Origin of the sequence: Sphingorhabdus sp., from assembly GCF_046154385.1 — a bacterium.
Lineage (GTDB): Bacteria > Pseudomonadota > Alphaproteobacteria > Sphingomonadales > Sphingomonadaceae > Sphingorhabdus_B.
The window spans coordinates 1-26,373 of record NZ_JBJXFW010000036.1; the positions used below are offsets into that span (position 1 = coordinate 1).

At 56.1% G+C, this 26,373-nt stretch carries 24 protein-coding genes; 10 read left to right on the forward strand and 14 right to left on the reverse strand.

Features of this window, described 5'->3' with window-relative positions:
* Positions 1-396: 396 nt before the first annotated feature.
* Entirely contained in the window at positions 397-555 is a 159-nt protein-coding gene (locus ACKVOS_RS06360; protein WP_409211178.1) for a hypothetical protein, read from the forward strand.
* Positions 556-940: 385 nt separating this feature from the next.
* Here ACKVOS_RS06360 and ACKVOS_RS06365 read toward each other — a convergent pair whose 3' ends face one another.
* Both ACKVOS_RS06365 and ACKVOS_RS06370 read right to left on the reverse strand, forming a co-directional pair.
* Complete coding sequence (locus tag ACKVOS_RS06365) at positions 941-1,585, reverse strand: hypothetical protein (RefSeq protein ID WP_409211179.1); 645 nt, start codon at positions 1,583-1,585, stop codon at positions 941-943.
* 233 nt (positions 1,586-1,818) lie between these two features.
* Positions 1,819-2,055, reverse strand: coding sequence for a hypothetical protein (locus ACKVOS_RS06370; protein ID WP_409211180.1), 237 nt, complete (start codon positions 2,053-2,055; stop codon positions 1,819-1,821).
* 161 nt (positions 2,056-2,216) lie between these two features.
* Here ACKVOS_RS06370 and ACKVOS_RS06375 point away from each other — a divergent pair, with 161 nt between their 5' ends.
* A complete protein-coding gene (locus ACKVOS_RS06375; RefSeq protein WP_409211181.1) occupies positions 2,217-2,606 on the forward strand; it encodes a membrane lipoprotein lipid attachment site-containing protein in 390 nt (129 codons plus the stop codon).
* A 155-nt stretch (positions 2,607-2,761) separates the two neighbouring features.
* Here ACKVOS_RS06375 and yghX read toward each other — a convergent pair whose 3' ends face one another.
* Genes yghX through ACKVOS_RS06390 form a run of 3 tightly spaced genes read right to left on the reverse strand, consistent with a single transcriptional unit; the run spans position 2,762 to position 5,620 of the window.
* Positions 2,762-3,670 (reverse strand): YghX family hydrolase, encoded by a 909-nt coding sequence (gene yghX, locus ACKVOS_RS06380; RefSeq protein WP_409211182.1) that lies wholly within the window; start codon positions 3,668-3,670, stop codon positions 2,762-2,764.
* Between the two features lie 16 nt (positions 3,671-3,686).
* Positions 3,687-4,487: a LytR/AlgR family response regulator transcription factor gene (locus ACKVOS_RS06385; RefSeq protein WP_409211183.1), complete on the reverse strand. Its 801-nt coding sequence runs from the start codon at positions 4,485-4,487 to the stop codon at positions 3,687-3,689.
* Entirely contained in the window at positions 4,484-5,620 is a 1,137-nt protein-coding gene (locus ACKVOS_RS06390) for a sensor histidine kinase (RefSeq protein ID WP_409211184.1), read from the reverse strand. Before ACKVOS_RS06390 ends, ACKVOS_RS06385 begins: the two co-directional genes overlap by 4 nt.
* An 89-nt stretch (positions 5,621-5,709) precedes the next feature.
* Between ACKVOS_RS06390 and ACKVOS_RS06395 the strand changes: the two genes are divergently transcribed.
* The 3 genes from ACKVOS_RS06395 (at position 5,710) to ACKVOS_RS06405 (ending at position 7,537) form a co-directional block, all read left to right on the forward strand.
* A complete protein-coding gene (locus ACKVOS_RS06395; RefSeq protein ID WP_409211185.1) occupies positions 5,710-6,309 on the forward strand; it encodes an HD domain-containing protein in 600 nt (199 codons plus the stop codon).
* Between the two features lie 183 nt (positions 6,310-6,492).
* A complete protein-coding gene (locus ACKVOS_RS06400; RefSeq protein ID WP_409211186.1) occupies positions 6,493-7,392 on the forward strand; it encodes a beta-1,6-N-acetylglucosaminyltransferase in 900 nt (299 codons plus the stop codon).
* A gap of 16 nt (positions 7,393-7,408) precedes the next feature.
* Positions 7,409-7,537 (forward strand): hypothetical protein, encoded by a 129-nt coding sequence (locus ACKVOS_RS06405; protein WP_281347000.1) that lies wholly within the window; start codon positions 7,409-7,411, stop codon positions 7,535-7,537.
* A 4-nt stretch (positions 7,538-7,541) separates the two neighbouring features.
* On the opposite strand, the gene ACKVOS_RS06410 is transcribed toward ACKVOS_RS06405, so the two are convergent.
* Positions 7,542-12,191: an NAD-glutamate dehydrogenase gene (locus tag ACKVOS_RS06410; protein WP_409211187.1), complete on the reverse strand. Its 4,650-nt coding sequence runs from the start codon at positions 12,189-12,191 to the stop codon at positions 7,542-7,544.
* Positions 12,192-12,376: 185 nt separating this feature from the next.
* Here ACKVOS_RS06410 and ACKVOS_RS06415 point away from each other — a divergent pair, with 185 nt between their 5' ends.
* The gene (locus ACKVOS_RS06415; RefSeq protein WP_409211188.1) at positions 12,377-13,720 is read left to right on the forward strand and encodes a dicarboxylate/amino acid:cation symporter; all 1,344 of its coding nucleotides are present in this window, start codon (positions 12,377-12,379) and stop codon (positions 13,718-13,720) included.
* A 2-nt stretch (positions 13,721-13,722) separates the two neighbouring features.
* Here ACKVOS_RS06415 and ACKVOS_RS06420 read toward each other — a convergent pair whose 3' ends face one another.
* Entirely contained in the window at positions 13,723-14,460 is a 738-nt protein-coding gene (locus ACKVOS_RS06420; protein WP_409211189.1) for a class I SAM-dependent methyltransferase, read from the reverse strand.
* A 184-nt stretch (positions 14,461-14,644) separates the two neighbouring features.
* Here ACKVOS_RS06420 and ACKVOS_RS06425 point away from each other — a divergent pair, with 184 nt between their 5' ends.
* Positions 14,645-15,943, forward strand: coding sequence for a spinster family MFS transporter (locus ACKVOS_RS06425; protein ID WP_409211190.1), 1,299 nt, complete (start codon positions 14,645-14,647; stop codon positions 15,941-15,943).
* A 295-nt stretch (positions 15,944-16,238) separates the two neighbouring features.
* Here the strand turns inward: ACKVOS_RS06425 and ACKVOS_RS06430 are convergent, their stop codons facing one another.
* Positions 16,239-17,528: an adenylosuccinate synthase gene (locus ACKVOS_RS06430; RefSeq protein ID WP_409211191.1), complete on the reverse strand. Its 1,290-nt coding sequence runs from the start codon at positions 17,526-17,528 to the stop codon at positions 16,239-16,241.
* A 162-nt stretch (positions 17,529-17,690) separates the two neighbouring features.
* On the opposite strand from ACKVOS_RS06430, the gene ACKVOS_RS06435 reads away from it, so the two are divergent.
* Entirely contained in the window at positions 17,691-18,542 is an 852-nt protein-coding gene (locus ACKVOS_RS06435; protein ID WP_409211225.1) for an alpha/beta hydrolase, read from the forward strand.
* 315 nt (positions 18,543-18,857) lie between these two features.
* Here the strand turns inward: ACKVOS_RS06435 and ACKVOS_RS06440 are convergent, their stop codons facing one another.
* From ACKVOS_RS06440 to ACKVOS_RS06460, 5 genes are all read right to left on the reverse strand, one after another.
* Positions 18,858-19,976: an ATP phosphoribosyltransferase regulatory subunit gene (locus ACKVOS_RS06440; protein ID WP_409211192.1), complete on the reverse strand. Its 1,119-nt coding sequence runs from the start codon at positions 19,974-19,976 to the stop codon at positions 18,858-18,860.
* Positions 19,977-20,017: 41 nt separating this feature from the next.
* Positions 20,018-21,601: a phosphoglycerate dehydrogenase gene (gene serA / locus ACKVOS_RS06445; protein WP_409211193.1), complete on the reverse strand. Its 1,584-nt coding sequence runs from the start codon at positions 21,599-21,601 to the stop codon at positions 20,018-20,020.
* Between the two features lie 125 nt (positions 21,602-21,726).
* Complete coding sequence (locus ACKVOS_RS06450; protein WP_409211194.1) at positions 21,727-22,851, reverse strand: phosphoserine transaminase; 1,125 nt, start codon at positions 22,849-22,851, stop codon at positions 21,727-21,729.
* 103 nt (positions 22,852-22,954) lie between these two features.
* Positions 22,955-23,269, reverse strand: coding sequence for a PepSY domain-containing protein (locus tag ACKVOS_RS06455; protein WP_409211195.1), 315 nt, complete (start codon positions 23,267-23,269; stop codon positions 22,955-22,957).
* Positions 23,270-23,271: 2 nt separating this feature from the next.
* On the reverse strand, positions 23,272-23,859 hold the full coding sequence (locus tag ACKVOS_RS06460) for a sulfite oxidase heme-binding subunit YedZ (protein ID WP_409211196.1): 588 nt from the start codon (positions 23,857-23,859) through the stop codon (positions 23,272-23,274).
* 159 nt (positions 23,860-24,018) lie between these two features.
* Here ACKVOS_RS06460 and ACKVOS_RS06465 point away from each other — a divergent pair, with 159 nt between their 5' ends.
* Complete coding sequence (locus tag ACKVOS_RS06465) at positions 24,019-24,681, forward strand: extensin family protein (RefSeq protein WP_409211197.1); 663 nt, start codon at positions 24,019-24,021, stop codon at positions 24,679-24,681.
* Positions 24,682-24,721: 40 nt separating this feature from the next.
* Positions 24,722-25,582, forward strand: a complete 861-nt coding sequence (locus ACKVOS_RS06470; RefSeq protein ID WP_409211198.1) for an LOG family protein — start codon at positions 24,722-24,724, stop codon at positions 25,580-25,582.
* Between the two features lie 66 nt (positions 25,583-25,648).
* Here the strand turns inward: ACKVOS_RS06470 and ACKVOS_RS06475 are convergent, their stop codons facing one another.
* Positions 25,649-26,266 (reverse strand): c-type cytochrome, encoded by a 618-nt coding sequence (locus tag ACKVOS_RS06475; RefSeq protein WP_409211199.1) that lies wholly within the window; start codon positions 26,264-26,266, stop codon positions 25,649-25,651.
* Positions 26,267-26,373 lie beyond the last annotated feature (107 nt).

A 26,373-nucleotide genomic window follows, 5' to 3' on the forward strand; every position in this document is an offset into this window, starting at 1 on the left:
TCCAGTTAGTCCGCTTTTGTTGCAAATTGCTCGATAGCCGACATTCGTTCATATGATGAACAAACGGCAGGTAACGAGGTCTTGAAATTGTTGTCTGTATGGCTGGAAAGTTGTGGGGAGCGGACATCGACAAGGTTTTGATGCCGAGCGTAATTTCAGTTATCTATAGTGTGAGTAAAGCTATGACCGGATTACGTTTTTGTTGGTGGTTCCAATTACTGCTGATCAGTAGCAGCAACACAAGTGAGGCGTGCAATGCCATTTAAAATATTTGCAGTACTCGGATGTATATCGCTCTGTTTCGGATGCACCAGTCCCAAAATAACGGCGGCCGCTGGTAACATCTCACAACTTCAGGTGGACGAAATTCTTCGCAAGTGTGATGCCCCAATATCGATGATGACCTTAGATGATGGCAAGCTGACCATTTACCCAAGCGAAGGCGATAAAGAGCTGGTTACCTTCGGATGTATATTTGATGCACTTATCGCGACGGGGGAGACAGACTTGAAGAAAGTTGGAAACGAGATGCATGTTGTTGGGAAAAAGTCTTAAGGTTTCACGCGCCGGATAGACAAACGTAATGTCACACTAGGCGAACATCCACTTTGTTGTCGTGTCCGGCATGTCTGCTTTGGGAAAACATTGCCAGGAGCCAGTCATAGCCACCAAGTTACGAAGACGTAAAGCAATCCGATGGTGATAGATACCATTGCAATTGCGCATATCCAGGCCGCAAGCAGCCCATATTGCCGCTTGACGTTAGTGATAGTGATTTCGAAGAATGCTTGAACGAGATTGTCCATGGGGTCTCCGCTTTCTACTAGGTCACAATTGCTTCGTTGCCGAAGAATAGCGTGATTGTTAATGTCCGCAATGTTGTCGTTTGCTGACAGTCTGCTTTGGCAGCTTTTTTATGGGGAACTGACGGACCGCTGCCTCAGAAGGCGTTACAATTTTGGCTTTGGGCGTATGATTCTGCCGCCGGTTCAATCAACTCGGCAATGTTTGGCACATAGCCAGAGAGGTCTCGGGCGAGTGCATTAGTTATTACGGCATAATGACATGGCGAATTACCCATCCCAGACACAATACGACCGCCTCTTTTCCTTTCGAAAGCGAGAGATGTTCCGTCAGTCCACCCGCGCGCTTCTCCCCAATAACCGTCAACCTGATTGTCAAAGGCACCAGTCATCCGCAAATAGACAGGTAGAGGAATGGAAAATTGCGAGGTCGATTTAGTTTTGGTCTCTTGATCCCAAATAATTGCTGAGCCTTCGACCTTCTTGCCATTATTCGACAACGCCACAGCGAACCACCTTTTGCCAAACGAAGGCATTGCAGCGAAACGGAGGGAGTCATTAGACAAATCGCGAATTTCGGGAACACCTGCCAGCAGTTGGTGTGCCTCAGATAAAACGGCGCTTTCGTTGCCCTTCGGCAGTGGACCATTTCGCGTGCTATGCGCCTGCATAGTGGCAAAAAGATAAACGATGTAAATGATAGCAACTAAAGCGACGAGGACGCCGAAGGACTTGAGCGAGGTAACCGCAACCTTGCGAAGGCGTAATGACAGCATGCTCACATTGATAATGTGACAGATGTTTCCAATGTCCGCAATGTTGTCGTATCCTGAAAGTCCGCTTTTGTTGCAAATTGCTCGATAGCCGACATTCGTTCATATGATGAACAAACGGCAGGAAACGAGGTCTTGAAATTGTTGTCTGTATGGCTGGAAAGTTGTGGGAAGCCGGCATAGTCCCTTGTTAAAACCTTGGCCTATGTCTTTTGCAAACCCACGGCTAACCTAACGGATTTTCAGCTTTCGCTGTGAATATCAACACCGTTTTCAGTGTTAGTTTCGGTTCCGCGTCCCCATATCGCATGAAGCAGCGCGGTAATTGCAAAAACAATAAACGCTCCAATGGCAACAGGGCCTTTATTCTGGCCCGTCAATATTGTAACCATTATTACTAACCACGCCGGTATTGAAACGAAGAGATAAACCAGTTTCAGCCAGAGCGGCAGAGTTGCCCACCACGTCTTAGTCACCACTTCGGTTTCTCCACAGTGTTATGTTTCACGGCCTTCTTTAGGCGCTTATTCCATGCGGCTTCAATGTCCGCAATGTTGTCGTTTGCCGACAGTCCGGTTCGGCGCATTTGTTGTGGGAAGCTGACGTTGACAAGTTATAGGACCGACGGTTACCGTTAGACATGAAAAAAAGCATAACGACTTTAGTGGGGCTGCTGTTTTTGGCAGGATGCTCGGATGAATGTAACACTACACCCGTCAAAATCTCTAAAGCACCGGACGGCCTTCACACCGCCGTAATTTTTCAGCGCGACTGCGGGGCAACGACTGATTTTTCCACTCAAATTTCGGTATTGGGGGACGGCTACAGCCTGTCCGGAAGTGGGAACGCTTTCGTAGCTGACGCGGACCATGGAACCGCAACTACTGGGGATTGGGGCGGCCCATGGGCGGAAATAGAATGGGTTACGAGCGATCATCTGGTGGTGCGTTACGCGCAGAACTCGCGCATCTTTGAACAAGACGAGCAGGTTTCAGGCGTTCGGATCAGTTACGAACAAACTAACCGTTGAATGTCCGCAATGTTGTCGTTTGCCGACAATCCGCTCTCAGAGAAGATTTCAGATTTCGAGACATAATCCCCTCCCCGGAAAGGGGCAGTGATAATCTTCTAAAACCTTCTTCCTTGTTTCCTTCTTCCTTCTGACGAAAAAAGAAACCGTCCCTCTCAACCCGCCAAATTCGCTTTGAAAAAAGTCAGGGTCCGCGACCAGCTCAACTCGGCCGCCGCCTTGTCATATCGCGGCGTGCTGTCGTTGTGGAAACCGTGCTGGGTGTCTGGATAGAAGTGCACTTCATAACGTTTCTGGCCCGAAATCAGCGCGGCCTGATAGGGGAGCCAGCCTGCATTGATACGTTCATCCGCTTCGGCATAATGGATCAACAGCGGCGCTTTGATCGCGGCGACCTCCTCTGCCCTTGGTTGACGGCCATAATAAGGGACCGATGCGCCAAGGTCGGGATAGGCCACGGCAAGCGCATTGCACACGCCGCCGCCATAGCAAAAACCGACCGCGCCGACTTTTCCGGTGCTGTCACTATGGTCGCGCAAATATTCGAAGCTGGCGAAGAAATCTTCCAACAACATGGCCGGATCAAGCTTTGCCTGAAATTCGCGGCCCATGTCGTCATTGCCGGGATATCCGCCCGCCGATGTCAGCCCGTCCGGTGCCAATGCCAAAAAACCGGCCTTGGCCAAACGGCGTGCCACATCTTCGATATAGGGGTTCAGCCCCCGATTTTCGTGAATCACCAGAACCGCAGGCAGCTTGCCCTTGGCATTTGCCGGGCGCGCGAGCAGGCCGTTGATGGTGCCATGGCCTTCGGGGCTGGGGATGATTACCTTTTTCGTGACGATCGACGGGTCATCCGCCTTCACCTGCTGCGCCAGCGCATAGTCCGGCGCAAGTTGGTTCAGGATCATCAATCCGGTGACGCCGGCAGCGGCAAATTTACCCGCTTCTGTGATAAATTCGCGCTTGGTCAGCTTGCCATGCACATAGCCGTCAAAGATTTCGAGGATATAGGGATGAAAGTCGCTGGCTTTCATCCGGGGTGCGGCGTCGGTTTCGGTCATCCCAATTCTCCTTGGTTCAGTGAACGAAACGCGCAACCACGTCGCGGTAGGACCGGCTTACCTTCACCTGCGCGCCTGATTCGAGCACGAGGAAGCATTCGCCGTTGGTGTGCGGTTTGACCTGACGCACCTGATCCAGATTGACGATGGTGCTGCGGTGCACCCGCTGGAATGTGCGGGGGTCGAGCCGCTTTTCCAGATCTTTCATCGTTTCGCGCAGGATCAGCGAGTTGTCGGCGGTGTAAATGCACATATAATCACCCGCCGCATCAATCCGTTCGATGCTTTCCACATCGACGCGGAAAATCTGCCCGCGATCCTTTACATTGATCAGCTTTTCAAAGCGTGTCGACGTCAGGTCATCTTCCATCGATGGCAGATTATCGGCAGCATTGGGCGCCACTTCGTTGATGACGTTGCGAAGCCGTTCGAGTTCGTCCGTCGTGCGTTTTGTCGCAAGCCGCGTGCGGACGCGTTCCATAGTATCGGCCAGACGGTCCGGTTCAACCGGCTTCATAAGATAATCAATCGCCTGCGCTTCAAACGCCTTTATCGCGTGCTCGGAATAAGCCGTAACAAATACAAAAAGCGGCGGGTCGATATCCATCACCCCTTGCACCACCGAAAAGCCGTCAAAGCCCGGCATCTGGATATCGAGAAACACGAGATCGGGTTTCAATGTTTTAATCTTGCGAATGGCCTCGCGCCCGTTGTGGCACGTGGCGACAATTTCGATATCCTCGAAATCCTGAAGCCTCAATTCCATGCCTTGAATGGCCAATTTCTCGTCGTCGACCAATATTGTACGAATGCTCATGCGGTTATCATTCCTTGCGTTTTTGCCCCCGCTTGATTTTCTTCGACCGGTATGTTCCGTGTTTGATAAGGCAGTTCCAACAAAACTTCAAATCCGCCACTCGCTTTCACGTAAAATTCGAAACGCTGGTCCTCTCCATAGGCCTGCGAAAGCCGCTCGCGCGTGTTCGCCATGCCGACCCCTGTGGACAGGCTGTGGTCTTGTTGCCCGGGCTGCAACCCCGGACCGGTGTCCGATACGGTAACCCGAAGGCGTTGGCCGACGAGTTGCGCTATTACGGATATATCGGCCCCTTCTTCTTTCGGCGTGACCGCATATTTTATAGCATTTTCCACCAGCGGCTGGAGCAACAGCGACGGCACCAGCGCATTTTCAACCGCCGGATCGATCTCGAAAAATGTCCGCAACCGCTCTTCAAAACGCATTTTCTCGATATCGAGATAGAGCTTCAGCGTCTCGATTTCCTGCGTCAACGGCACCTTAGCCGCGGCCTCGTTAATCAAGGTGAAGCGCAGGAAGGACGACAGGCGCGACAGCATCGCGTTCGCCTGCTCGGTCTGTTTCAGCAGGACCAGCGTGGAAATACTGTTCAGCGTGTTGAACAGGAAATGCGGGTTGAGCTGATAGCGCAGCATGGTCAGCTGCGCGCTTGTGGCCTGCGCCTCCAGCCGCATCATCTGGTCCGCCTGCTCTTCGGCGCGGACGAAATAGTTGATCGCGTAATAGAGCGCCGACCAAGCCGCCAAAAGCACCGAGTTGATATAGATCGCCGCCAGCCAAAGCTGCGCAAAGGGCGTTTCATCAACGCCGTCGCGTATCGTCTGCAGCACCCACACGTCGATATACGCATAGCCAATCGTTGCGACCGACATGGCGAGGAACGTCACGCTCCACGTGATGAACGGCCGTTGATCGATCAGGAAACGGTAGACCACCGACAAAACAAGCGTGATGGAATAGCCGGTAACGGCGGAGATCAGGATGGGGACAAGGAAGCTGACAGGCTGCCCTTGCGCAATGCCGGATGCGGCGCGCAAGATAACGGCCCCTGCCCAACCGGCGGAATGCAGGTTCCAGAAAGCCCGGTTCTTGTCCGCGAAAAAGGGTTTATCAGTAAGCTCTAGAACCGCCATTTTTTGGGTCTAGCCGCATTTTGCGCGCGCATGAAGCCCTTGTTTCACACAAAAGCCATGATAGCATGGCGGACGAGAGGAAGAGTCACATGGACAATCACGACGATCGCGCCAGTTTTCACGACATGTCGCTGAGCACGCAGGAAGATTGGCAGATCATCATGCGGCACAATATTCCGTTCGCGCAAAATGGCGGAAAGCGGATCCTGGACCATTTGAAGCTGCTCGACGGCGACTTTGGCGGCTTTGCGGTAGACCGGTTGACTCATTCGCTGCAGACCGCGACCCGCGCCTATCGCGACGGGCGGGACGAGGATTATGTGGTGATGGCCTTGCTGCACGATATCGGCGACACGCTGGGCGCGGCAAACCATCCCGATATCGCGGCGGCGATCCTGAAACCCTTTGTGTCCGAAAAGCTCCTCTGGATTGTCCAGCATCATGGCATCTTCCAGGGGCATAATTTCTTCCACCATCTCGGCCTTGACCGCGACATGCGCGAACAGTTCCGGGGGCATGAATGGTTTGCCGATACCGAAGAGTTTATCGACAAATATGATTGCCCGGCTTTCGACCCCGAATATGACACCCTGCCGCTCGAATTTTTCGAACCCATATTGATGAAGCTGTTCAAATATCCGCTGAACAGCATCTACAAACGGGCAATGGAGACCGAAGCCGCCGAATAATCGGCGGTGGGGCCTTATATAAGGGCGCTTTCATCCCTATATAGGTGGGACTGACAGCCGCCCCGCCCGTGCTGGCCAGTGTCTCTTTCCGGTCGAACTTTCTTTCGCTTGGCGTCCCGAGACGGGTGATACCCGCCGCGCGTCGTCCCTGCAGGTCCGGCGCGCGCACATGGAGTGCGCCTTTTGATCGCCTATTTCATTCTCGTCCATCGCTTTCCCGAACAGTTCAAACGCATGTTCCGCGCCATCTATGTTCCCGGCAACCAGTATCTCATCCACATCGACCGCACCTCCGGCCCCGAAATACAGGCCGACATCACCGCCTTTCTGAAACCCTATCAGGGCACTGCCATATTGGAACCGCGCCCCATGCTATGGGGTGGATACAGCCTGGTCGATGCAGAGCTGCGCGGCATGGCGATGCTGCTGAAGATGAGCAAAAGCTGGACCCATTATATCAATTTGAGCGGACAGGATTTCCCGCTGAAGTCGCAGGAATATATCCGTGGCTTTCTCCGGTTGAACCGCGGCAAACAATATATCCGTGCCGTAAACCAGCATCTGGTCCGGCCCGACACCGTCAACCGGATCAGCCATTATTTTATTGAGGCTTTGGGCCGCATCTTTCGCACGGGCGTCAAACGCCGCCCCATGGCGGATGTCACACCCTTTATCGGCACCCAGTGGAAAGTCGTCACCCGCGCCTTTTGCGAATTCGCTTGCACCGACGCCCGGGTGAAGCCGTTCCGCACCTTTTACCGCCGCTCGCTGATTGCCGACGAAGGCTTTTTCCAAACCCTGATCATGAACAGCGGAAAGCATGGCGAAGTGATCAATGACGATTTGCGCACGATCGACTGGATCCCCGACGGCGACATCAAGCTGCGCCCGCGCACCTTTGTCAAAGCCGATGCCATGCGCTTGAGCCTCAGCCCCGATTTCTTTGCCCGCAAATTTGATGCCGACGAAGATTCGGAAATCTTCACCTTGCTGGAGGCGCATCTGCTGACGCCAGCCGCCAGCCAGTACCGGCCAATTGCGAACAGCAGCCCTCTTACCCCCAAGCCGGCGCTAGCCGCCTAACCACAGGAGAGACGATATGGCGAAGAGCCAAAAGAAAACGAACCGCGAAGCCCGCAAGCCAAAGGCCGAAAAGCCGAAGAAGCAGAACGCCTCCAATCCGTCGACAAAGGGTAGTGTCGCCGGACTGATGGCATCCAAATCCTAACCGCTTAACGCCCCAGCAGCACCCGCGCCTGCCCGGCAATTTGTGCCAGCATGGCGGGGGTGGGCATACCGGCCATCCGCGCACGGTCGACCATCGCTTTAAAGGACCGGACACGATCTTCATTGTCTGCGACCCAGTTTTGTGTGTCGGCGAGCGGCTTCTTCGCGGCGCGGCGGCGGAGGAAATCCAGGCGCATTGCCTGGAAATCACGCGCCAGCCCGGCAACCAGCAGACGCTCCCACGGGTCATGCGGATCCATTTGCATCGCTGTGCCCTGTGCCCAGCCGATGCCCAGCGCGTCGCCCAGTGCGGTAAATGCTTGAGTCAGCGTGGTAACCTCTGCCTTTTGTGTTGTTGACAGGGCCGCCAGTCCAATTGCCCCGTCGAGCTGGGCCATTTTGACTAGCCGGTCGGCAATCTTACGTGGCGCGCCATTTTCGACAAGTCGCGCGCCAAAGCTTTCTGTCTGATGCCTGACATCTGCAGGCAACAGATTATCGAGCGATACGGACAATTTCTGCACCACAGGTGCATAGGCATTGGTTGTCGCCCCAATGTTTCGACCTTCGGCGGAGTTCCGGATGATATCGGCCATTTGGGCGCGCACTTCGACTGCGGTTTGATTGAATAGCAATAGCCGGGTTGCCTCTGGCATTTCGGCGCTATCGATGGCCTGCCACAAGGACGGCAAGTCATAAATTCGCTCCGCTATTGCAAAAGCCGCTGCAACATCGCCGATATCGCAACCTTCTTCTTCGGCCAGTTCAAATGGATGCAACAGACCCAAACGGTTTATCATGCGATTGGCGAGCTTGGTCGCAATAATTTCCTTACGCAAACGGTGCGCCAGGATTGCCGATTTGTGCTTTTTGACCATCGCCTCGGGAAACGCGGCGAGAAGCTCTCCTTCCATGGATACATCGGTGGCCAACGGTGCATATTCGACGCCGTCTTGCGCGGCGAGCTTTGCGGTTGAAAGCAACACAGCCAGTTCGGGTCTGGTCAACCCTTTGCCTTCGCTGGCCCGACGGAAAAGTTCTTCATTGGCGGCAATACCCTCGACCGCGCGATCAAGTCTTCCGTTATTTTCAAAAGTTTCAATCAACCGAACATAAGCCGGCAAGTCTCCAGGTCCGCCAGTTTCCGCGATTGAAAGCGCAAGAGTTTGAAGACGATTGTCCTCCAATACCAAATGGGCGACGGCATCGGTCATGTCCACGAGCAACTTGTTCCGCACCGGCTCCTTCAACTTACCCGCACGCATTTCGGCATTCAGGGCAATTTTGATATTCACTTCATTATCGGAACAATCCACGCCGGCACTGTTGTCGATAAAGTCGGTGTTGATCCGCCCGCCACGCAGCGCAAAGCCGATCCTTCCGGCCTGCGTTACGCCCAAGTTCGCACCTTCTCCAATGACGTTCGCACGTATATCAGAACCGTTGACGCGGATTGCATCATTGCCAGGGTCACCCACATCGAGATGACCCTCGCTCTTATCCTTGATATATGTTCCTATGCCGCCAAACCACAGAAGCTGGACCGGCGCTTTCAATATCGCGGTCATCAAATCGGAAGGTTCAAGCTCTTTGGCATCTATACCCAGTAATGCCCTGATCTCAGGAGTTGTTTTTATGCTCTTCTCGCTGCGCGCAAAAACACCGCCGCCTTTGGAAATCAATTTGGAGTCATAGTCCAGCCAGCTGGATCGCGGCAGGTTGAACAATCGCTGCCGTTCTTTCCAACTGATGGCAGGATCGGGGCTAGGGTCGAAAAAGATGTGGCGGTGGTCAAATGCCGCTACCACTTTCAAGGTTTTAGACAACAGCATTCCATTGCCAAAAACGTCGCCCGACATGTCGCCGACACCTGCAACTGTAACGGGCTCTTTTTGAACATTGATGCCCATTTCGGCAAGGTGACGCTGCACCGAAAGCCAGCCGCCCTTGGCCGTGATGCCCATCGCCTTATGGTCGTAGCCGACCGATCCGCCGCTGGCAAATGCATCGCCAAGCCAGAAATTATGTTCAAGCGCGATAGCGTTGGCCGTGTCCGAAAAGGTCGCCGTTCCCTTATCTGCGGCGACTACGAAATAAGGATCTTCGCCGTCATGGATCACGACAGCTTCGGGGTGCACCACTTTGTCGTTGATGATATTATCGGTTATCGACAACAATGTGCGGATGAACAAACGATAGCTTTCAGTCCCTTCGGCAAACCATGCGTCGCGGTCCACCCGCATATCGGGAAGGCGTTTGGGGTAGAACCCGCCTTTGGCACCTGTTGGAACAATTACCGCATTTTTGACGCGCTGTGCCTTCATAAGACCAAGAACTTCGGTGCGGAAATCGTCGCGCCTGTCCGACCAGCGCAAGCCCCCACGCGCCACCGGACCGGCGCGCAAATGAATACCTTCGACGCGGGGCGAATACACGAAAACTTCCCGCCAGGGTAAAGGCGCGGGAAGCCCGGGAACTTTTGCGCTATCCAGTTTGAACGCGAGCGCGTCGGCCGCAGCAGGCGCAAATGCATTAGTCCGCAGCGTTGCCCGAACAACGCCCAGATAACGGCGCAAAATGCGATCTTCATCAATCGCAGAAACAGCTGCAAGACCTGTATCTATTACCTTGATATATTTTGCGGACTCTTTTTCACGGTCGCCCTTTGCCGCGGGGTCATGCATGACATTGAACAAGGATATTATGGCACGCGTCACGGCGGCATTTTTGGCTAACGCAGCGACAGCCGTAGGCATGCCATAGGTCACCCCCGTTTGACGGAGATAGCGATACCAGGCACGCAACAGGATGACAGACTGCGGCTGCAGCGCCGCCACCGTAACAAGTTGATTGAATACATCATTTTCGGCATCACCGTCCAACACTTGACTGAGTGCACTTTCCAGAACCTGAGCACGCTCCATCACGCTGGCAACGTCGCCGCCGCGCAATCCCAGTTTGAAATCATGAATATAATTGCCGTCATTCAAAGCCGTTGGCGATTCTTCCAACACGTCGAAACCGAAATTCTCAAGTGCGGGAACCATGTCACTCAGAGGCATCGCGCCACCTTCGCTGAATACTTTAAGGCGGAGCATTTCACCGTCGGTCGATAATCGGGTAATCTTGCTATGGTCGCGCTCCATTTGCAAAAGTCCAAGCATATCGCGCGCCGCCTCTTCCGAAGAATAGCGGGTGCGATAGTTGGCCGGAAATTGCGCGCCGTAACGGACAATCATGGCAGCGGCCCGCTTTTCGTCGGTCATCACCGATAGTGCGGCCTCGACCGCTGGTTCCCAACCACGCACCATCAATTCCAACCGGTCGTCGAGTTGTGTTTCATCAACCTTTTGGTTCCGGTCCGGCAGATCAAGGGTATAGCGCAACAGCGCAATACCGCCATCTTCAAGGCCTATGGTCCAACCGAGCATTGCACCGCCCGTCGCTGCGACAAGCATATTTTCGATCTGCTTGCGCATCCCTGTGGAAACATCGTCGCGTGGCAACCAGACGAAAATATATAGATGACGCCCCAAAGGAGACCGTATCGCCAATAATTTGGGCCTTGGGCGGTCGGTCAAGGACATGGCGGTCAATGTAACCCGCTCAAGCTCTGCAAGCTTAAGCGATACCAGCAAATCATGCGGTAACGACGTTAAAACGTGCGTCATCGCTTTACCGGCATGACCCGATGGATCGAATCCGAACCGTTCCATCAAGGTCGCCAAATGGGTCCGCAATACCGGAATGCGATCCGGCGCTGTCGCCAATGCCGCGCTGGTCCAAAGTCCGGCTGAAACGGACAGGCCGGTGATAGCACTGCCGTCGCGCACCGGCACGACCACAAGGTCAAGCTGGACATGGCGGTGAACGCTCGAGACGCGATTGGCCTTGAGGATGAGCGGAGCACGGCCGCCTTCTTCGAACCATTTGATCGCGAGCCCGACACTCAGTTCCGACAGAAGCGGAGCGTTGCTGACACGCGACAGGCCAAGGCGTTTGGAGCTTTTGCCATCACGCGACAATGTTTCATGGCCGAGCACAGTCATGTTGTTTTCGAGGAACCAGCGAACCAGCGCCGCGCCCTCACCATCAGGCAAGCTATCGGCGTCCTCGGACATCGCACCGAGCATCTTGCGCCAATCGGTCACCGCGCCGCGCACATCGCGCAGAACCGCCCGCAGATCATCCTCCAACGCACGCCGCTCTTTTGCATCAACCCGGTCGGTTTCCAAATAGATGAAGGATTCGCGGGTAATCGATGCATCGCGTTTGCGGCTGACGGATTTCAACACCCCGGATTCGTCTCGGGTGGTGCTTAATACCGGATGGATCAGGCGTCTGACGCCGATGCCTTTGGAGGCGACTGCGGCTGAAATCGAATCAACAAGAAACGGCATGTCATCATTGTTCATGGCTATGCGCATTGCCATGCGGCCTTGGGGGTCGGTAAAGCTATCAAGCGCAACCACCGCTGTGCCGATTTTCCGGTCAAGCGACAGCAGAAGCGTAAAACGCGCCGCCTCTTCGCATGCCTTTGTGTCAAACCCTTCATTTTCCCCCGGCAACGCGCTGTCGGCGAAGGCGGTGGCCATTGCTTTCAACAAGCTGTTTTCAATGTTTGAAGTTGGTTTTGACATTTTGGCAGCAGCCATGAAAGTTTCTCCTAAACCCTTAACAATCGGGATTCGCCCATATTGATACGACGCAATCTATTGTAATTTTATTTCAATGCTTATGCCTTCGTTCGGATGGCGATACAAGTTACGACCGTAACTGGTTGCGATGAGCATTCTGCCTGTGTAGCGTCAGCCCAGCCAAAGGGGCCGGAGGGAAGTCTATGGATAAGCGTCTGACATTATGGATATTGATCGGGATGATCGCCGGGATCATCGTTGGATATGCGGTCCATATCGGCGTGGCGCCTGATAGCAGCACTTTTGAAAATTTGACGAAAACGTTCAAATTGCTGTCGGATATTTTCCTGAATCTCATCAAACTTCTGGTCGCACCGCTGATCCTGTCGACGATTGTCGTGGGCATCGCGCATATGGGCGACAGCAGCGCGCTAGGCCGGATCGGGTTTCGCGCAATTACGTGGTTCATTATCGCCAGCTTTATTTCCATTGGCTTAGGGCTTTTGATGGTCAACATCTTCCAACCGGGAGTTGGCGTGCCCTTGGGTGCGGCCGCCGAAGCTGCCGCATCGGTAGGCGAAGTCAAAAAACTGGATGTTTTTGAATTCATATTGTCGGTGTTTCCCAAAAATGTTTTTGAAGCAATGGCGGCTAACAACATTCTGCAGATATTGGTCTTTTCGCTGTTTGCCGGTGTCGCTCTGTCGGCGCTCGGCGAAAAGGGTGCACCGCTGGTCCGCGCGGCCGATGCCCTTGCCGAAATGATGCTGCAAATCACCCATTATGTCATGCGCTATGCACCGGTCGCCGTATTTGGCGCGTTGGCAAAGGTCGTGGCCACCAGCGGGCTCGCTATTCTGTTAAGTTATGCCACGCTGCTCGCCGAATTCTATATGTCGCTTATCATCCTGTGGGTGCTGTTGCTTTCCATCGGCTGGATATTCCTGCGCAACCGGATCTGGACACTGATCCGTTATATCCGCGAACCGCTGCTGATCGCCTTTTCCACCGCATCGTCCGAAGCCGCGCTGCCCAAGCTGTTTGAACAACTCGACCGCTTTGGCGTGCCGCGCCGCATCTCGGGCTTCATGCTGCCTTTGGGCTATAGCTTCAACCTTGACGGCTCGATGATGTATATGAGCTTCGCGACGATCTTCATCGCGCAGGCCTATGGCATTGACCTTCCGATCATGACGCAGATCCTGATTTTGTTGACGCTGATGATCTCGTCCAAGGGCGTGGCGGCGGTTCCGCGTGCTTCGCTGGTCGTGATTACCGGCACGCTGGCGATGTTCGGGCTACCGGTCGAGGGCGTCGCCCTGATCCTCGCCATTGACCAGTTCCTCGACATGGGCCGCACCGCGACCAATGTCGTCGGCAACGCCGTTGCAACCTCGGTCATCACAAAATGGGAAGGCATGCTGGAGGTCGAAGAGCCGGAATTTGTCGAACCCCCGCACGCCCCTGCCCACACCGCAGCTGCAGGCAAGCGCGGGCTGGACCTCGCCGAAGATATGGTCAGCGATACGCGCAGCACCAAAAGCTGAGTTTAGGCGGGAAGCTTGTGTCCGATCAGGGTGCCTTTTGCGCCCTTGCTATCGAGCGTGAAGCGCATCATATGATGTTCACGCCGCCAGCGCCTTGCAACCACGCGCTCGCCGGGGCGGGCCGCATCGTCAAGCAGCACCCGGCCGCCGGGCCGGATGCGCGCAAACAGGCTCGCCGCCGCACCGCGCACATAGGGATGGATGGCCCAAGGCGGGCCGTCGACGATCAGCAAATCTATATCGGTGGGCACATCGCTCAGCTGATACCAATGTCCGGGCCAACCCGCAGGCGATGGCCCCAAGGGCGCATGCCGTATTTCTGCCATCAAACCGTTCTCGCGCACCCATTGCTGCGTGATCGAGGCAAATTCGCCATGCTGATCATAGCTGACCAACGATCCCCCGCCGAACTTCTGGAGCGCGCGGGCGATGATGAATGTCGACGCGCCGCAGCCCAGTTCCACGACCTGCGCCGGACGCATTTCTTCGATGGCGTGCGTGATGTACCACAGGAAATGCGTATCGGCTTTCCAGCTTCCCAAATTGGGCAAGGCATCGGCCGGCAAGTCCAGATATTCCAGCAACGCCGCCTTGTCCGCCTTGCGCCCGCCATGAAGGCTGCGCAACAGCCATGGCCATTGGATCGCACCATAAGCGGTCACCATGGCACGGTCACCCAAAGTGAGATCGAGCCCAATATCGTCAAGCGGCAGCAGGGCCGTAGTTTCGCGTGTTGTCATGTTCCTCGCCCATGCGCCCCGACACCAGATCGAGCAACAAGCTATTTCCGCCCCAGCGTGAATACAGAACGGTTCGAAGCGGATCGTACCGCGAAATCGGGTGGCGCAGCAACAATTTTGGCGCGCACGCTTTGACAAAGGCAAAAATTGCCCGATAACCGTCATGAGAGACAAGGAGAGTTTAATGGACCAAGCGGCATCGATGCGCGGCAAAGTGGCAACGACTCCGCGTTTGATGCTATGGATGCTGCTGATTGTCTACACACTGAACTTTCTGGACCGCCAGATCATCAACATTTTGGCCGAGCCGATCAAGCGAGACCTCGCATTGAGCGACACTGCTCTGGGCTTGCTGGCGGGCCCAGCCTTTGCGGTTTTCTATGCTGTGCTCGGCATCCCCATCGCCCGCTATGCCGACCGCGCCTCCACCAACCGCGTTGCGCTGATATCGGTGTCGCTTGCCCTCTGGTCTGCCATGACTGCCCTATGCGGCGTTGCGCAGAATTTCGTTCAGCTCCTGCTGGCCCGTATCGGCGTCGGCGTCGGCGAAGCGGGATGCACACCTGCGGCCCATTCGCTCATCACCGATAGCGTCCCGCCCGAAAAGCGGTCCTCAGCCATCGCCTTTTTCGGCCTTGGCGTTCCCTTAGGCAGCCTGTTTGGGCTGATCATCGGCGGCATCGTCAACGATCTTTATGGCTGGCGCGCCGCGCTCTTTCTGGTGGGCGCACCGGGATTGTTGCTGGCGCTCATCCTGCCGATGATCATCCGTGAGCCCCGCCGCACTGATGGCCCTGTCCGCGACGCGGCGCAGAACGGGCCAAAGAAAGTCGAGCTGCGCGTCGGCGAGGCGTTTCGCGAAGTCTTCTCCTCGCGCGCCTATCTCTACATCTTCATCGCGGCGTCTTTCACCGCCTTTCTAAGCTACGGCAAGGGTCTGTGGACGATCAGCTTTTTCATCCGCAGCCACGGGCTTTCGACGACCCAGGCCGGTCTCGCTATGGCGGTTGCCTTGGGTATTGCCGGGGTTATCGGCACCCTGCTCGGCGGGAAAATGGCGGACAAATTCGGCAAGGATAACAAGCGCCATCTGCTGACCTTCCCGGCCGTCGGCATGGCGATTGCCGCGCCCATCCTGTTCGCCGGCTATTGGGTGGACGACTGGCGCATTGCGGTTGCGTTGCTGATCGTGCCGACCATCCTCAACTCCGCCTATTACGGACCTGCTTATGCCTGTGTGCAAGGCCTCGTCCGCCCCGAAGCCCGCGCCATGGCCGCATCTATGGTCGTGTTCGGCCAGAATCTGATCGGTCTGGGCATGGGCCCGTTGCTGTTCGGCATGCTGTCCGACGCGCTGATTCCCGTGGCCGGCCAGGACAGCGTCCGCTGGGTCCTGTTCGGCGCAGCATGGCTGGGCATCATCCCCGCCTTCTTCTTCTGGCGCGCAAGCCTGCGCCTGAAGGCGGAGTTGAAGAGCGGTTAGTTCGAAGTAAGTCGAGTGACCTACCCCTACGTTAGACTGCACCCCAGGCTCTCCTGCCCCTTCGTCACCCTGAACTCACACCCCGCCGTCACCCTGAACTTGTTTCAGGGTCCATCGTGCAGCTGCCCCGTTGGCATGTTTAAAAACCAAGCTGTGCGTCACTGCGTGGCGTGTCACTGACTGGACGGAGTGGGCTGACAAATGGACCCTGAAACAAGTTCAGGGTGACGATCAAAAACACTCCGGTTGCTAAACGCGGGCACAGGACACTTTTGCTTCTGGCGTTGATCGCCCCTTAATCCGCAAAAGGATCGCGCACCAAAATCGTGTCTTCGCGTTCGGGCGAGGTGCTGACCAGTGCCACCGGTGTTTCGATCAACTCTTGCACGCGGCTGATATATTTGATCGCCTGCGCCGGAAGGTCGGCCCAGCTGCGCGCGCCTGCGGTGGTTTCCTGCCAGCCGGGCATCTCTTCATAGATCGGCTCGACCGAAGCCTGATCCGCCGCATGGGCAGGCAGATAGTCATATACTTTGCCGTTGAGGCGATAGCCGGTGCAAATCTTGATGGTTTCAAGGCCGTCGAGCACGTCCAGCTTGGTCAGCGCGATTCCGGTCACGCCCGAAACGGCGCAGCTTTGCCGCACGATGACGGCATCAAACCAGCCACAGCGGCGCTTGCGTCCGGTGACGGTGCCAAATTCATGGCCGCGCTCGCCCAGACGCTGGCCGGTTTCGTCTTCCAACTCGGTCGGGAAAGGACCCGATCCCACCCGGGTTGTATAAGCCTTTACAATGCCCAGCACGAACCCGGCAGCGCTTGGTCCCAGACCTGACCCTGACGCAGCAGTGCCCGACACGGTGTTGGAGCTTGTGACAAAGGGATATGTGCCGTGATCAACGTCGAGCAGGACGCCCTGCGCGCCTTCGAACAGGATGCGTGCACCCGCCTTGCGCACCTTGTTCAATCGCTTCCATACCGGCTGCGCATATTCGAGAACGAAGGGCGCAATTTCCTTGAGGTCCGCAATCAGCCGCGCCCGGTCCACAGGCGGCTCGCCGAAACCGGCACGCAGCGCATCATGGTGTGCGCACAGACGGTCAAGCTGCGAATCCAGAGCATCGAGATGCGCCAAATCGCATACGCGGATGGCGCGGCGGCCGACCTTGTCTTCATAAGCCGGGCCAATGCCGCGTCCGGTCGTGCCGATTTTGCCTGAACCCGCCGCTGCCTCACGCAAACCGTCGAGGTCGCGGTGGATTGGCAGGATGAGGGCGCAGTTATCCGCCAGCGCGAAATTTTCTGTCGTAATGGACACGCCCTGCCCGCGCAGCTTCGCCATTTCGTCGCGCAACGCCCATGGGTCAAGCACCACGCCATTACCGATGATCGACAATGTGCCGGTGACTATGCCCGACGGCAGAAGCGACAATTTATAGACATTTTCGCCGACCACCAATGTGTGTCCGGCATTATGGCCGCCCTGGAAACGGACCACGGCATCGGCCCGCTCGGCCAGCCAATCAACAATCTTGCCTTTACCCTCGTCGCCCCATTGGGCGCCGATCACGGTTACGTTCGCCATTCAAAATTCCCTGACTGAAGGGCCTTTTTCTGCGCAGAAGGATTTTTCTGCGAAGGGATTCGCCGTGCGTCCCGTTATGACTATGGACGCAAAACGTCCACCCTAAAGCGTCAAAGGAGGCAAAAGATGCGTAAATGGATTTTAGGTGGCGTGGCACTGACCATGGTTGGCACCTGTGCAGTGGCCCAACGTGGACAGCGGGACGAGGGCAATGCAATTGCCTTGCGCGCCGCAGCAGGCGTCAAAGAAATGGCTTATGGCAGCCATGACTTGCAAAAACTCGATTTCTGGCGTGGCACGAAGGACAAGGCTCCCTTGGTGATTTTCGTCCACGGCGGCGGATGGAAACGCGGCGACAAAAATAACGCCACCGGCCAAAGCAAGGCCCCGCATTATCGCGCGCAAGGCTATGCCTTTGCCAGCATCAATTACCGCCTGGTCCCTGACGCAACGGTCGAACAACAGGCGAGCGACGTCGCCGCAGCTATCGCCTATTTGCGGAACAACGCGCGGCGGCTGGGCATCGACCCCGACAGGATCGTCCTGATGGGCCACAGCGCAGGCGCGCATCTGTCGGCATTGGTCGGCACTGACCCTGTATATCTGCAAAATGTCGGCCTGCGTCCGTCTGCCTTGAAAGGTGTCATCCCGCTGGATGGCGCGGCCTATGATGTTCCCGCGCAAATGCGGGACGGCGTGGCATTTATGGCGAAAACCTATCAACAAGCTTTCGGCCTCGACCCCGCGCGGCAAAGGGCGCTGTCGCCCTATTGGCACGCCCCATCCCCCAACGCGCCCGCCTTCCTGATCCTACACGTCGACCGCAAGGACGGTGCCCGCCAATCCACCGCCCTCGCCGATGCCCTGCGGAAAAACGGCACAGCCGTGAAACTTCAGGCGTTCGAAGGTAAGGGCATGCGCGGACATATGGAGATCAACCGCAAGCTGGGGGAAGCCGACTATCCCGCGACGCCGGTCGTGGATGCGTGGTTGCGGGAGGTTTTTGGGCGATAGGGTGACGTTTCTCTCTTTTCTTTCCGAAACCCCCATGACCCAAAACCCACTGCCCCTTCACCCGAACCCACTCCCCGTCACCCGAACCCACTCCCCGTCACCCTGAACTTGTTTCAGGGTCCATCGTGAAGCGACACCCCTTGCGCCAAAGTACGTACAACCGTGCATCACTGTGTGGCTTGACACGATAGGGCAGGAATGGACTGAAAAATGGACCCTGCAACGAAGTCACCGGAGGTGAAACAAGTTCAGGGTGACGGACAGAGAAAGGACAACCCAGTTACGCTCACTTATTCAGCGGAGGTGGGTTCGACGCTAGACCGGTTCTGCCCGGCCGCTCTTCAGCATAAAAGCACAGTCCAAGGCCTCTGCATCGTCCGCCTCATCGAGCGCCGCGACTGTAATCCAGCCTTCGTTCCGCATTTGAGCTGCTTTGGACGCCAGCGTTCCCAACGGCAGGAACAGGCGGCGGTTTTCTTCTTTTTCCGTTACAAAGTCGATCAACGGGTCAGGATAGAGCGAAAAGCCGGTGGCGACTTCGGCGTCGCGGTCGGTGCGGGAGATGGCATAAGTGCCGCCGCGTCCGAGTGCAGCGGTATAGCCCTTGGCAAAGAGCGTGAAGCCGAACCAGCTTTGATATTCAAAGCCATGCCGCTCGGTAGGGTCGAGGGTGATGGTGGCGCGGTCGCCGAGCGATTCTGCAATAGCTTCCAGCGCGCCAATCCGTGACGCCAGCGCACCGCCAGCGTCGATTGCGCGCAGTTTCTGCACTGCCTCTGCAAAAGGTCCGGTTGCCGCGAGCAGAGGCAAATAGGCATCCGCCCCCAGCGCGCTTAATCCGCCTGCATCTTTCATGTCCAATTCGGACCGCACCGCGTCGATTTTGTCGGGCGAAAGCGGCAATGCCTTGGCGGCCAGCGTTTCGACCAGATCGGGCAAGGTGAAATCGACGGTGATATCCTTGACCCCCGCAGCCTCCAGCGCCTCGATTGCGACGGTCACAATTTCCGACGCGGCAGCGACGCTGTCATTGCCGATCAGTTCGGCGCCCAATTGGGTGATTTCCCGTTCGGGGCGCAATTGGCGCGCACGCAGGCGCAGGATTTGGCCGTGATAGCACAGGCGCAGCGGGCGCGGTGCATCGGCCAACCGGGTTGTCGCAATGCGGCCGACTTGCACGGTGATATCCCCGCGCAAAGCCAGCGTATGGCCCGAAACCGGGTCAGTGAAGCGCAACAGGCTGTTGCGTGTTGCGCCACCGCTGCGGGCCGACAGGCTGGCTTCGAATTCGGCAATGGCGGGGCTAACCCGTGCATAACCGTTCGACGTCATGACGTCGAGCATCGCCCTTGCCACCCGAACCGCGACCTCTGCCTGTAAAGGCAGTCGGTCGCGAAATCCTTCGGGTAGTAAATCGGGGGATATGCTGGTCATGCGGGCTCTTTACGCGAAAACGCCTGTCGGGAAAGCCCCGATCAGAATTTAAGCGCCTTTACCGTTTTCACGCCGGGCAATTTGCATACTTGCCACAAGACTGGCTCTTCGATTTTGGAGTCCATCGACAGCAGCAAAACCGCTTCACCCCCTGCGCTGCGGCGGCCAAGGTGGAAGGTGCCGATGTTCAACCCTGCCTCGCCCAAAGTCGAGCCAACGCGGCCGATGAAGCCGGGCGCGTCTTCGTTGACAATATATAGCATATCACCTTCAAGCTCCGCCTCCAGGCTGATGCCGAAGATCTCGACCAAACGCGCCTCACTATTGGCAAAGAGGGTCCCGGCAACTGAGCGTGGACCTTGGCTGGTGTTAACTGTCACACGGATCAGCGTGTGATATGCACCGGTCTTGTCGTGGCGCACTTCGCGGATATCAAAGCCACGTTCCTTGGCGAGATAGGGCGCGTTGACCATATTCACCGCATCCGAAAAACGGCGCATGAAACCTGAAAGAACCGCAGCTGTAATCGGTTTCATATTGAGCTCCGCCGCCGCTCCTTCGACTTCGATCGCAATGTTGTCGAGATCATCATGCGCGAGTTGGCCGACCAGCGACCCCAGTTTTTGGGCCAAAGTCATATATGGTTTAAGCTTCGGCGCCTCTTCGGCAGACAGGCTGGGCATATTGAGCGCGTTGGTAACGCCGCCGGTGACCAGATAATCTGCCATTTGTTCAGCCACCTGTAGCGCAACATTGACCTGCGCTTCATTGGTCGATGCACCCAGATGCGGGGTGCAGATAAAGTTTGGCGTACCGAACAGCGGCGATTCCTTGGCGGGTTCGATTGCGAACACATCAAGCGCCGCGCCTGCCACTTGGCCACTATCCAGCGCTTCTTTCAGCGCCACTTCGTCAACAAGGCCGCCGCGCGCACAGTTGATGATGCGGACGCCCTTTTTGGTCTTGGCAAGATTTTCCTTCGACAGGATATTGCGGGTCTGGTCGGTCAGCGGCGTGTGCAGCGTGATGAAGTCAGCCTTTGCCAGCAATGTGTCGAGGTCGGCTTTCTCAACGCCCATTTCGACGGCACGCTCTGCGGTCAGGAACGGGTCGAAGGCGACAACCTTCATCTTCAGGCCGAGCGCGCGGCTGGCGACGATGCTACCGATATTGCCGGCACCGATCAGGCCCAGCGTCTTGCCGGTGACTTCAACACCCATGAAGCCGTTTTTCGGCCACAGGCCCGCCTGCGTCTGGGCATTCGCCTCGGGCAATTGGCGCGCGAGGGCGAACATCAAGGCGATGGCGTGCTCGGCGGTGGTGATCGAGTTGCCGAACGGCGTGTTCATCACGACCACGCCCTTGGCCGATGCGGCAGGGATATCGACATTGTCGACCCCGATACCGGCGCGGCCGATGACCTTCAGATTGGTCGCAGCATCCAAAATGGCCTTGGTCACTTTGGTCGAGCTGCGGATGGCAAGACCGTCATAGTCGCCGATTATGGCGGCCAGTTCTTCGGGGGTCTTGTCGGTGATAACGTCAACGTCACAGCCACGCTCGGCAAAGATCTTGGCGGCGTTGGGGTCCATTTTGTCGGAGATAAGTACGCGAGGTTTTGTCATTTTTTTGTTCCGTTCTGAAATGCCGTCATGCTGAACTCGTTTCAGCATCTTAATTTCACCGGCGAAAGTAAGGCCCTGGAACGCAGTCACCGAAGGTGAACCAAGTTCAGGGTGACGGCTTGGAATTAAGAGGTGAGCTGCGAATAGGCCCAGTCGAGCCAGGGTCCGAGCGCCTCGATATCGGCGGTGTCGACGGTCGCACCACACCAGATCCGCAGACCCGGCGGCGCATCGCGGTATCCCGCAATGTCATAGGCGGCACCTTCGGCTTCGAGCAAAGCGGCGAACTTCTTGATGAACGCTTCATCCGCGCCTTCGACCGTCAGGCAGACCGAGGTTTTCGACCGCGTCGCTTCGTCGGCGGCAAGATGGCCAAGCCATGTCCGGTCGGCAACAATCTTGCCAAGCGCAGCGGCATTGGCATCCGAACGGCCCATCAGACTTTGCAATCCGCCCACGCTTTTTGCCCAATCCAGCGCAAAGATCACATCTTCGACTGCGAGCATTGAGGGGGTGTTGATGGTTTCGCCCTTGAACACGCCTTCCGCGAGCGCGCCTTTCGACATCAGACGGAACACCTTCGGCAGCGGCCATGCAGGGGTGTAGTTTTCCAACCGCTCCACAGCGCGTGGGCCGAGGATAAGCACGCCATGCGCGCCCTCGCCGCCCAAAACCTTCTGCCAGGAGAAGGTCGTTACATCGAGCTTGTCCCAAGGCATGTCATAAGCAAACACCGCCGAGGTCGCATCGTTGAAGGTCAGTCCTTCGCGGTCGTCCGCGATCCAGTCGCCATTGGGAACGCGTGCACCCGAGGTGGTGCCGTTCCAGGTGAAGACGACGTCATTGCTGAAATCGACCGCCGACAGATCGGGAATTTCGCCATAAGGCGCATTCAGGACGGTGGCGTTCAGCTTGAGCTGTTTGTTGACATCGGTAACCCAACCTTCACCGAAGCTTTCCCACGCAAGCATCGTGACCGGCCGTGCGCCGAGCATCGTCCACATCGCCATTTCGATGGCGCCGGTGTCCGAACCGGGCACAATGCCGATCCGGTGCGTATCGGGCACCTGCAGCACTTCGCGCATCAGGTCGATCGCAAGTTGCAAACGCGACTTGCCGATCTTGGCGCGGTGCGAACGGCCCAGTGATTCGGTTGCTAATTTGGAAGCTTCCCAACCCGGCGGCTTCGCGCAGGGACCGGAAGAAAAAAACGGACGCGCCGGTGTGTTGGCGGGTTTACTCATAGTCATGTAAGCGTCTCCTTGCAGAGAGCAGCGCGGCGTTGGGACCGCGTGGCCCGAAGCCGCGTTTAAGCGCGGCCCCGGTTTTGTCAACGACTATCGACGCAGACGCTCAATAACCCTGCTTGCGGAACAGCACTTCGCCACGGCGTCCGACATAGAGTTTTTCGAGCGTGACAGGGTGGAAATAGGCTTCGACCCGGTCGCCTTCGGGGGTGGTGCCATAAACTTCATAGCAACCGCCATCGACCTTAGACTTGCGAACAGTCCAGCCTTCCTTGGTCAGCTTCTTAGTCAGTTCGTCCTGTGTTTTCCAGCTGGATACAGGGCCAGCCTTGCACGTGATAACGCCTGTGGCCGAAGCGGGCGCGGATACCAGCGCAACAGCGGCTGCGGCAGCAAGGGTAAGGGGGATAAAGACGCGCATATTCATGCTCCTTTGGGTTGGGGTTTGGGGGAAAGAAAAAAGCGTGCGGCCACCAATAGCGCCAAAGGCACAAAGTGGACGAGCGCCGGAACCAGGTTGTTGTGGATGAATATCCAATGGACCAGAACAAGGACTGCCGCCGGATAGACAAGACGTTGGAGTTGCTTCCAACCAGCCTTCAGCTTCCGCACCGACGCATCATTGCTGGTCAGCGCCAGCGGCACGAACAGCAGCATTGCGGCCCATCCAGTCCAGATGCCCAGCGCCCAGAATTCGGCCAGTATGTCGTCCAAATTGCCCATATCAATCACATAGAAAATCAGATGCAGCACCGCATAAGCAAAGGCTGCCACGCCTAAAGCACGGCGTCGCTGCACCAGCCAGCTTAGCCAGGGCTTCGGTCCCAAAACGGCAACGAGCGGGCTCAATAACATGGCAAAAATCATCAGGCGGGCAGACCATTCGCCCGTCGGGTGCAGCATGTCCATCGCCAGGACATCACTCGACAAGAACCGTTGAAGCATCAACAGCGCAGGAATGCTGAGCAAAAGCCAAAAGAACGGCTTCTTATTAAGAATGAATCGCAACATGGAGCAGGAATAGGAGCCGTACGCAATGCTGGCAATGACGAATTTGTAACAATTTATGTCCGCCATTTTGCGTCCAACGGTTTCTACTGTCGGTCAATCCCATCCTCGGTGTCGATAAATTTAGTGACCAAATTACCGCGATTTGCTAACGTTGAAGTGATGTTGAAGTGCAACTTTCATATCCTGGTGCTGGTCGCCATATCGCTCGTTATTTCTGGATGCGGTGGCAGGGATGGGCGTGATGTACCACGCGCGACAAATGACAGCTTCCGAACCGCTGAATCGCGAAAATGCCTATCGGATTTGCGAGCGAAAGACGTTCGGTTTTCGGTTCTTCCAAATCAAAACAAGGGCGGCGGATGCCGCATGATCGACACTATAAGGATAATGGACTTGGGAACCGAAACCAGCAACCTTGGGCCCATAACATGTCCGCTTGCCGCCAATTTTGCCGCTTGGGCAAAGCACGCTGTTCGACCTGCGGCACAACAATATCTCGGTTCGGACGTGGTCAGGATAGAGACATTTGGCACTTACAGTTGCCGTAACGTCAACAATGGTCGATCGGGTAAATTATCCCAACACGCTTATGCCAACGCGATTGATGTCTCGGCCTTTGTATTGCGTGACGGCCGCCGCGTCACTTTGCTAAGTGGGTGGAACGGCACATCGCAGGAACGCAATTTCCTGAGAAGATTACACCAATCGGCCTGCAAACGCTTTGGCACAGTTCTTGGTCCTGACTATAATGGCGCGCATGCCAACCACTTTCATTTCGACATGGCTAAATCCATGACAGATGGCTCTGCTTATTGCCGATAAGGGGTGGCAAAAGATTGATGGCGCGGCTAAACCCGTCTTGATGACTGACACCAAAATTACCGATCGCCGCTTCTACAAAGCCCAACAAGAAGCCGACTTCGCAGAGCAACAGCTTTCTACTCCGCAAACGTGCAGCAAATCCTATCGGCTTGCATTTCAGGACGCTGAATTTCTTCTTCGCGAAGATTTAAGGCCCGTCCGTTTTCAGTTGGAGCTGCTCAAAACCGAAATGCTTCTGGATGAAGCGAACATCGGATCGATGTTGGTCATTTATGGTTCGGCGCGTATACCGGAACCCGACAAAGCCGAGGAATTGCTGGCTGCGGCGACCGATGACCGATCCAGAATTATTGCCGAGCGCATGCAAGAAAAATCGCGCTTTTATCACGAAGCACGGCAACTTGCTCAATTGGCCAGCCAAGCACACATCACCGATGCAGAGGGGCGTCGCCATTTTGTGGTCTGCTCGGGCGGTGGACCATCGATCATGGAGGCCGCCAATCGCGGTGCACATGATGTCGGCGCTGAATCGGTCGGACTGAATATTGTCTTGCCGCATGAACAAGCCCCCAATCTATACGTGACCCCGCGTTTGAGTTTCCAGTTCCATTATTTTGCCTTACGTAAAATGCACTTCCTCTTGCGCGCGCGCGCCGTTGCGGTTTTCCCGGGCGGCTTTGGTACATTTGATGAATTTTTCGAATTGCTGACGCTGGTACAGACCGGAAAGGTCAAGAAAATGCCGATCCTTTTGTTCGGCAAAGAGTTCTGGAACCGCGTTGTCAATTTCGAAGAACTGATGCTCGAAGGCGTCATCAGCCCGCCTGACCTCGAACTGTTTCGTTTTGTCGAAACCGCCGACGAAGCGTGGAACGCAATCTGCGAATTTTACGAAGTATAGGTTTTCGTGACGACCGCTCGTTAAGGTCTCACCTCCCCTTCAACGAAGGAGAGGCATTTTAAGCCATTATTTCGCCGGAGCTTCGTCCGTCTTTGGCGCGTCCGCAGCCGGTGCAGCTTCACCGCCTGCTTCCTCCGCTGCCGCATTTGCGACCGCAGCTTCAACCGGGGTCGGAAGCGGTATGTTTGAACCCTGGCTGTTCAGATAAAGAAGTACAGCGGCACGCTCTTCCGGATTACCAAGGCCTGCGAAGGTCATCTTGTTTCCGGGCGCATATTTTTTGGGGTTCGATAACCATTCGTTCAACGCCTCGAACGTCCAGGTTCCACCTTTTGACTTCAGCGCATCGGAATAAGCAAATCCGGCATGGCCGGCGAGCGGTTTGCCGACCGTACCCCACAAATTTGGTCCAATACCATTTGCCCCGCCTTGCGCAATCGTATGGCAAGCAACGCATTTTTTAAAAATCGTTTCGCCCTTGGACATATCGGCAGTGGCCATCATATTTCCGATTGGAACGGCCGCAGCCGCACCGGCGCCATCGGCCTCTGCACCTTGAATGGCATAACCGGGTTTTTCAACTTCACCGCGGTGGAAATACATGCCCGACGCGATGGTCAAACCCAAAGCGGCGATGCCACCTGCCAACACCCAACCTGCGATTGTGTTACTGCGATCATCCATTGATTGTCTGCCCTGTTATGCTGTTCACTGCATGCGGCCATGAAGCCGCTGGATTCCCTGCCCCTCTAATAGCCGAACGGAAGCCGTGCAAGAGCGGAAATCCGGTC

Bases quoted from the DNA above. Each gene is read 5' to 3' on its own strand.
- ACKVOS_RS06360 (WP_409211178.1), top strand. From the start codon at position 397: ATGATGACCTTAGATGATGGCAAGCTGACCATTTACCCAAGCGAAGGC.
- ACKVOS_RS06375 (WP_409211181.1), top strand. From the start codon at position 2,217: ATGAAAAAAAGCATAACGACTTTAGTGGGGCTGCTGTTTTTGGCAGGA.
- yghX (WP_409211182.1), bottom strand. From the start codon at position 3,670: ATGACCGAAACCGACGCCGCACCCCGGATGAAAGCCAGCGACTTTCAT.
- ACKVOS_RS06385 (WP_409211183.1), bottom strand. From the start codon at position 4,487: ATGAGCATTCGTACAATATTGGTCGACGACGAGAAATTGGCCATTCAA.
- ACKVOS_RS06390 (WP_409211184.1), bottom strand. From the start codon at position 5,620: ATGGCGGTTCTAGAGCTTACTGATAAACCCTTTTTCGCGGACAAGAAC.
- ACKVOS_RS06395 (WP_409211185.1), top strand. From the start codon at position 5,710: ATGGACAATCACGACGATCGCGCCAGTTTTCACGACATGTCGCTGAGC.
- ACKVOS_RS06405 (WP_281347000.1), top strand. From the start codon at position 7,409: ATGGCGAAGAGCCAAAAGAAAACGAACCGCGAAGCCCGCAAGCCAAAG.
- ACKVOS_RS06410 (WP_409211187.1), bottom strand. From the start codon at position 12,191: ATGGCTGCTGCCAAAATGTCAAAACCAACTTCAAACATTGAAAACAGC.
- ACKVOS_RS06415 (WP_409211188.1), top strand. From the start codon at position 12,377: ATGGATAAGCGTCTGACATTATGGATATTGATCGGGATGATCGCCGGG.
- ACKVOS_RS06420 (WP_409211189.1), bottom strand. From the start codon at position 14,460: ATGACAACACGCGAAACTACGGCCCTGCTGCCGCTTGACGATATTGGG.
- ACKVOS_RS06425 (WP_409211190.1), top strand. From the start codon at position 14,645: ATGGACCAAGCGGCATCGATGCGCGGCAAAGTGGCAACGACTCCGCGT.
- ACKVOS_RS06430 (WP_409211191.1), bottom strand. From the start codon at position 17,528: ATGGCGAACGTAACCGTGATCGGCGCCCAATGGGGCGACGAGGGTAAA.
- ACKVOS_RS06435 (WP_409211225.1), top strand. From the start codon at position 17,691: ATGGTTGGCACCTGTGCAGTGGCCCAACGTGGACAGCGGGACGAGGGC.
- ACKVOS_RS06440 (WP_409211192.1), bottom strand. From the start codon at position 19,976: ATGACCAGCATATCCCCCGATTTACTACCCGAAGGATTTCGCGACCGA.
- serA (WP_409211193.1), bottom strand. From the start codon at position 21,601: ATGACAAAACCTCGCGTACTTATCTCCGACAAAATGGACCCCAACGCC.
- ACKVOS_RS06450 (WP_409211194.1), bottom strand. From the start codon at position 22,851: ATGACTATGAGTAAACCCGCCAACACACCGGCGCGTCCGTTTTTTTCT.
- ACKVOS_RS06455 (WP_409211195.1), bottom strand. From the start codon at position 23,269: ATGCGCGTCTTTATCCCCCTTACCCTTGCTGCCGCAGCCGCTGTTGCG.
- ACKVOS_RS06460 (WP_409211196.1), bottom strand. From the start codon at position 23,859: ATGTTGCGATTCATTCTTAATAAGAAGCCGTTCTTTTGGCTTTTGCTC.
- ACKVOS_RS06465 (WP_409211197.1), top strand. From the start codon at position 24,019: ATGTTGAAGTGCAACTTTCATATCCTGGTGCTGGTCGCCATATCGCTC.
- ACKVOS_RS06470 (WP_409211198.1), top strand. From the start codon at position 24,722: ATGACTGACACCAAAATTACCGATCGCCGCTTCTACAAAGCCCAACAA.
- ACKVOS_RS06475 (WP_409211199.1), bottom strand. From the start codon at position 26,266: ATGGATGATCGCAGTAACACAATCGCAGGTTGGGTGTTGGCAGGTGGC.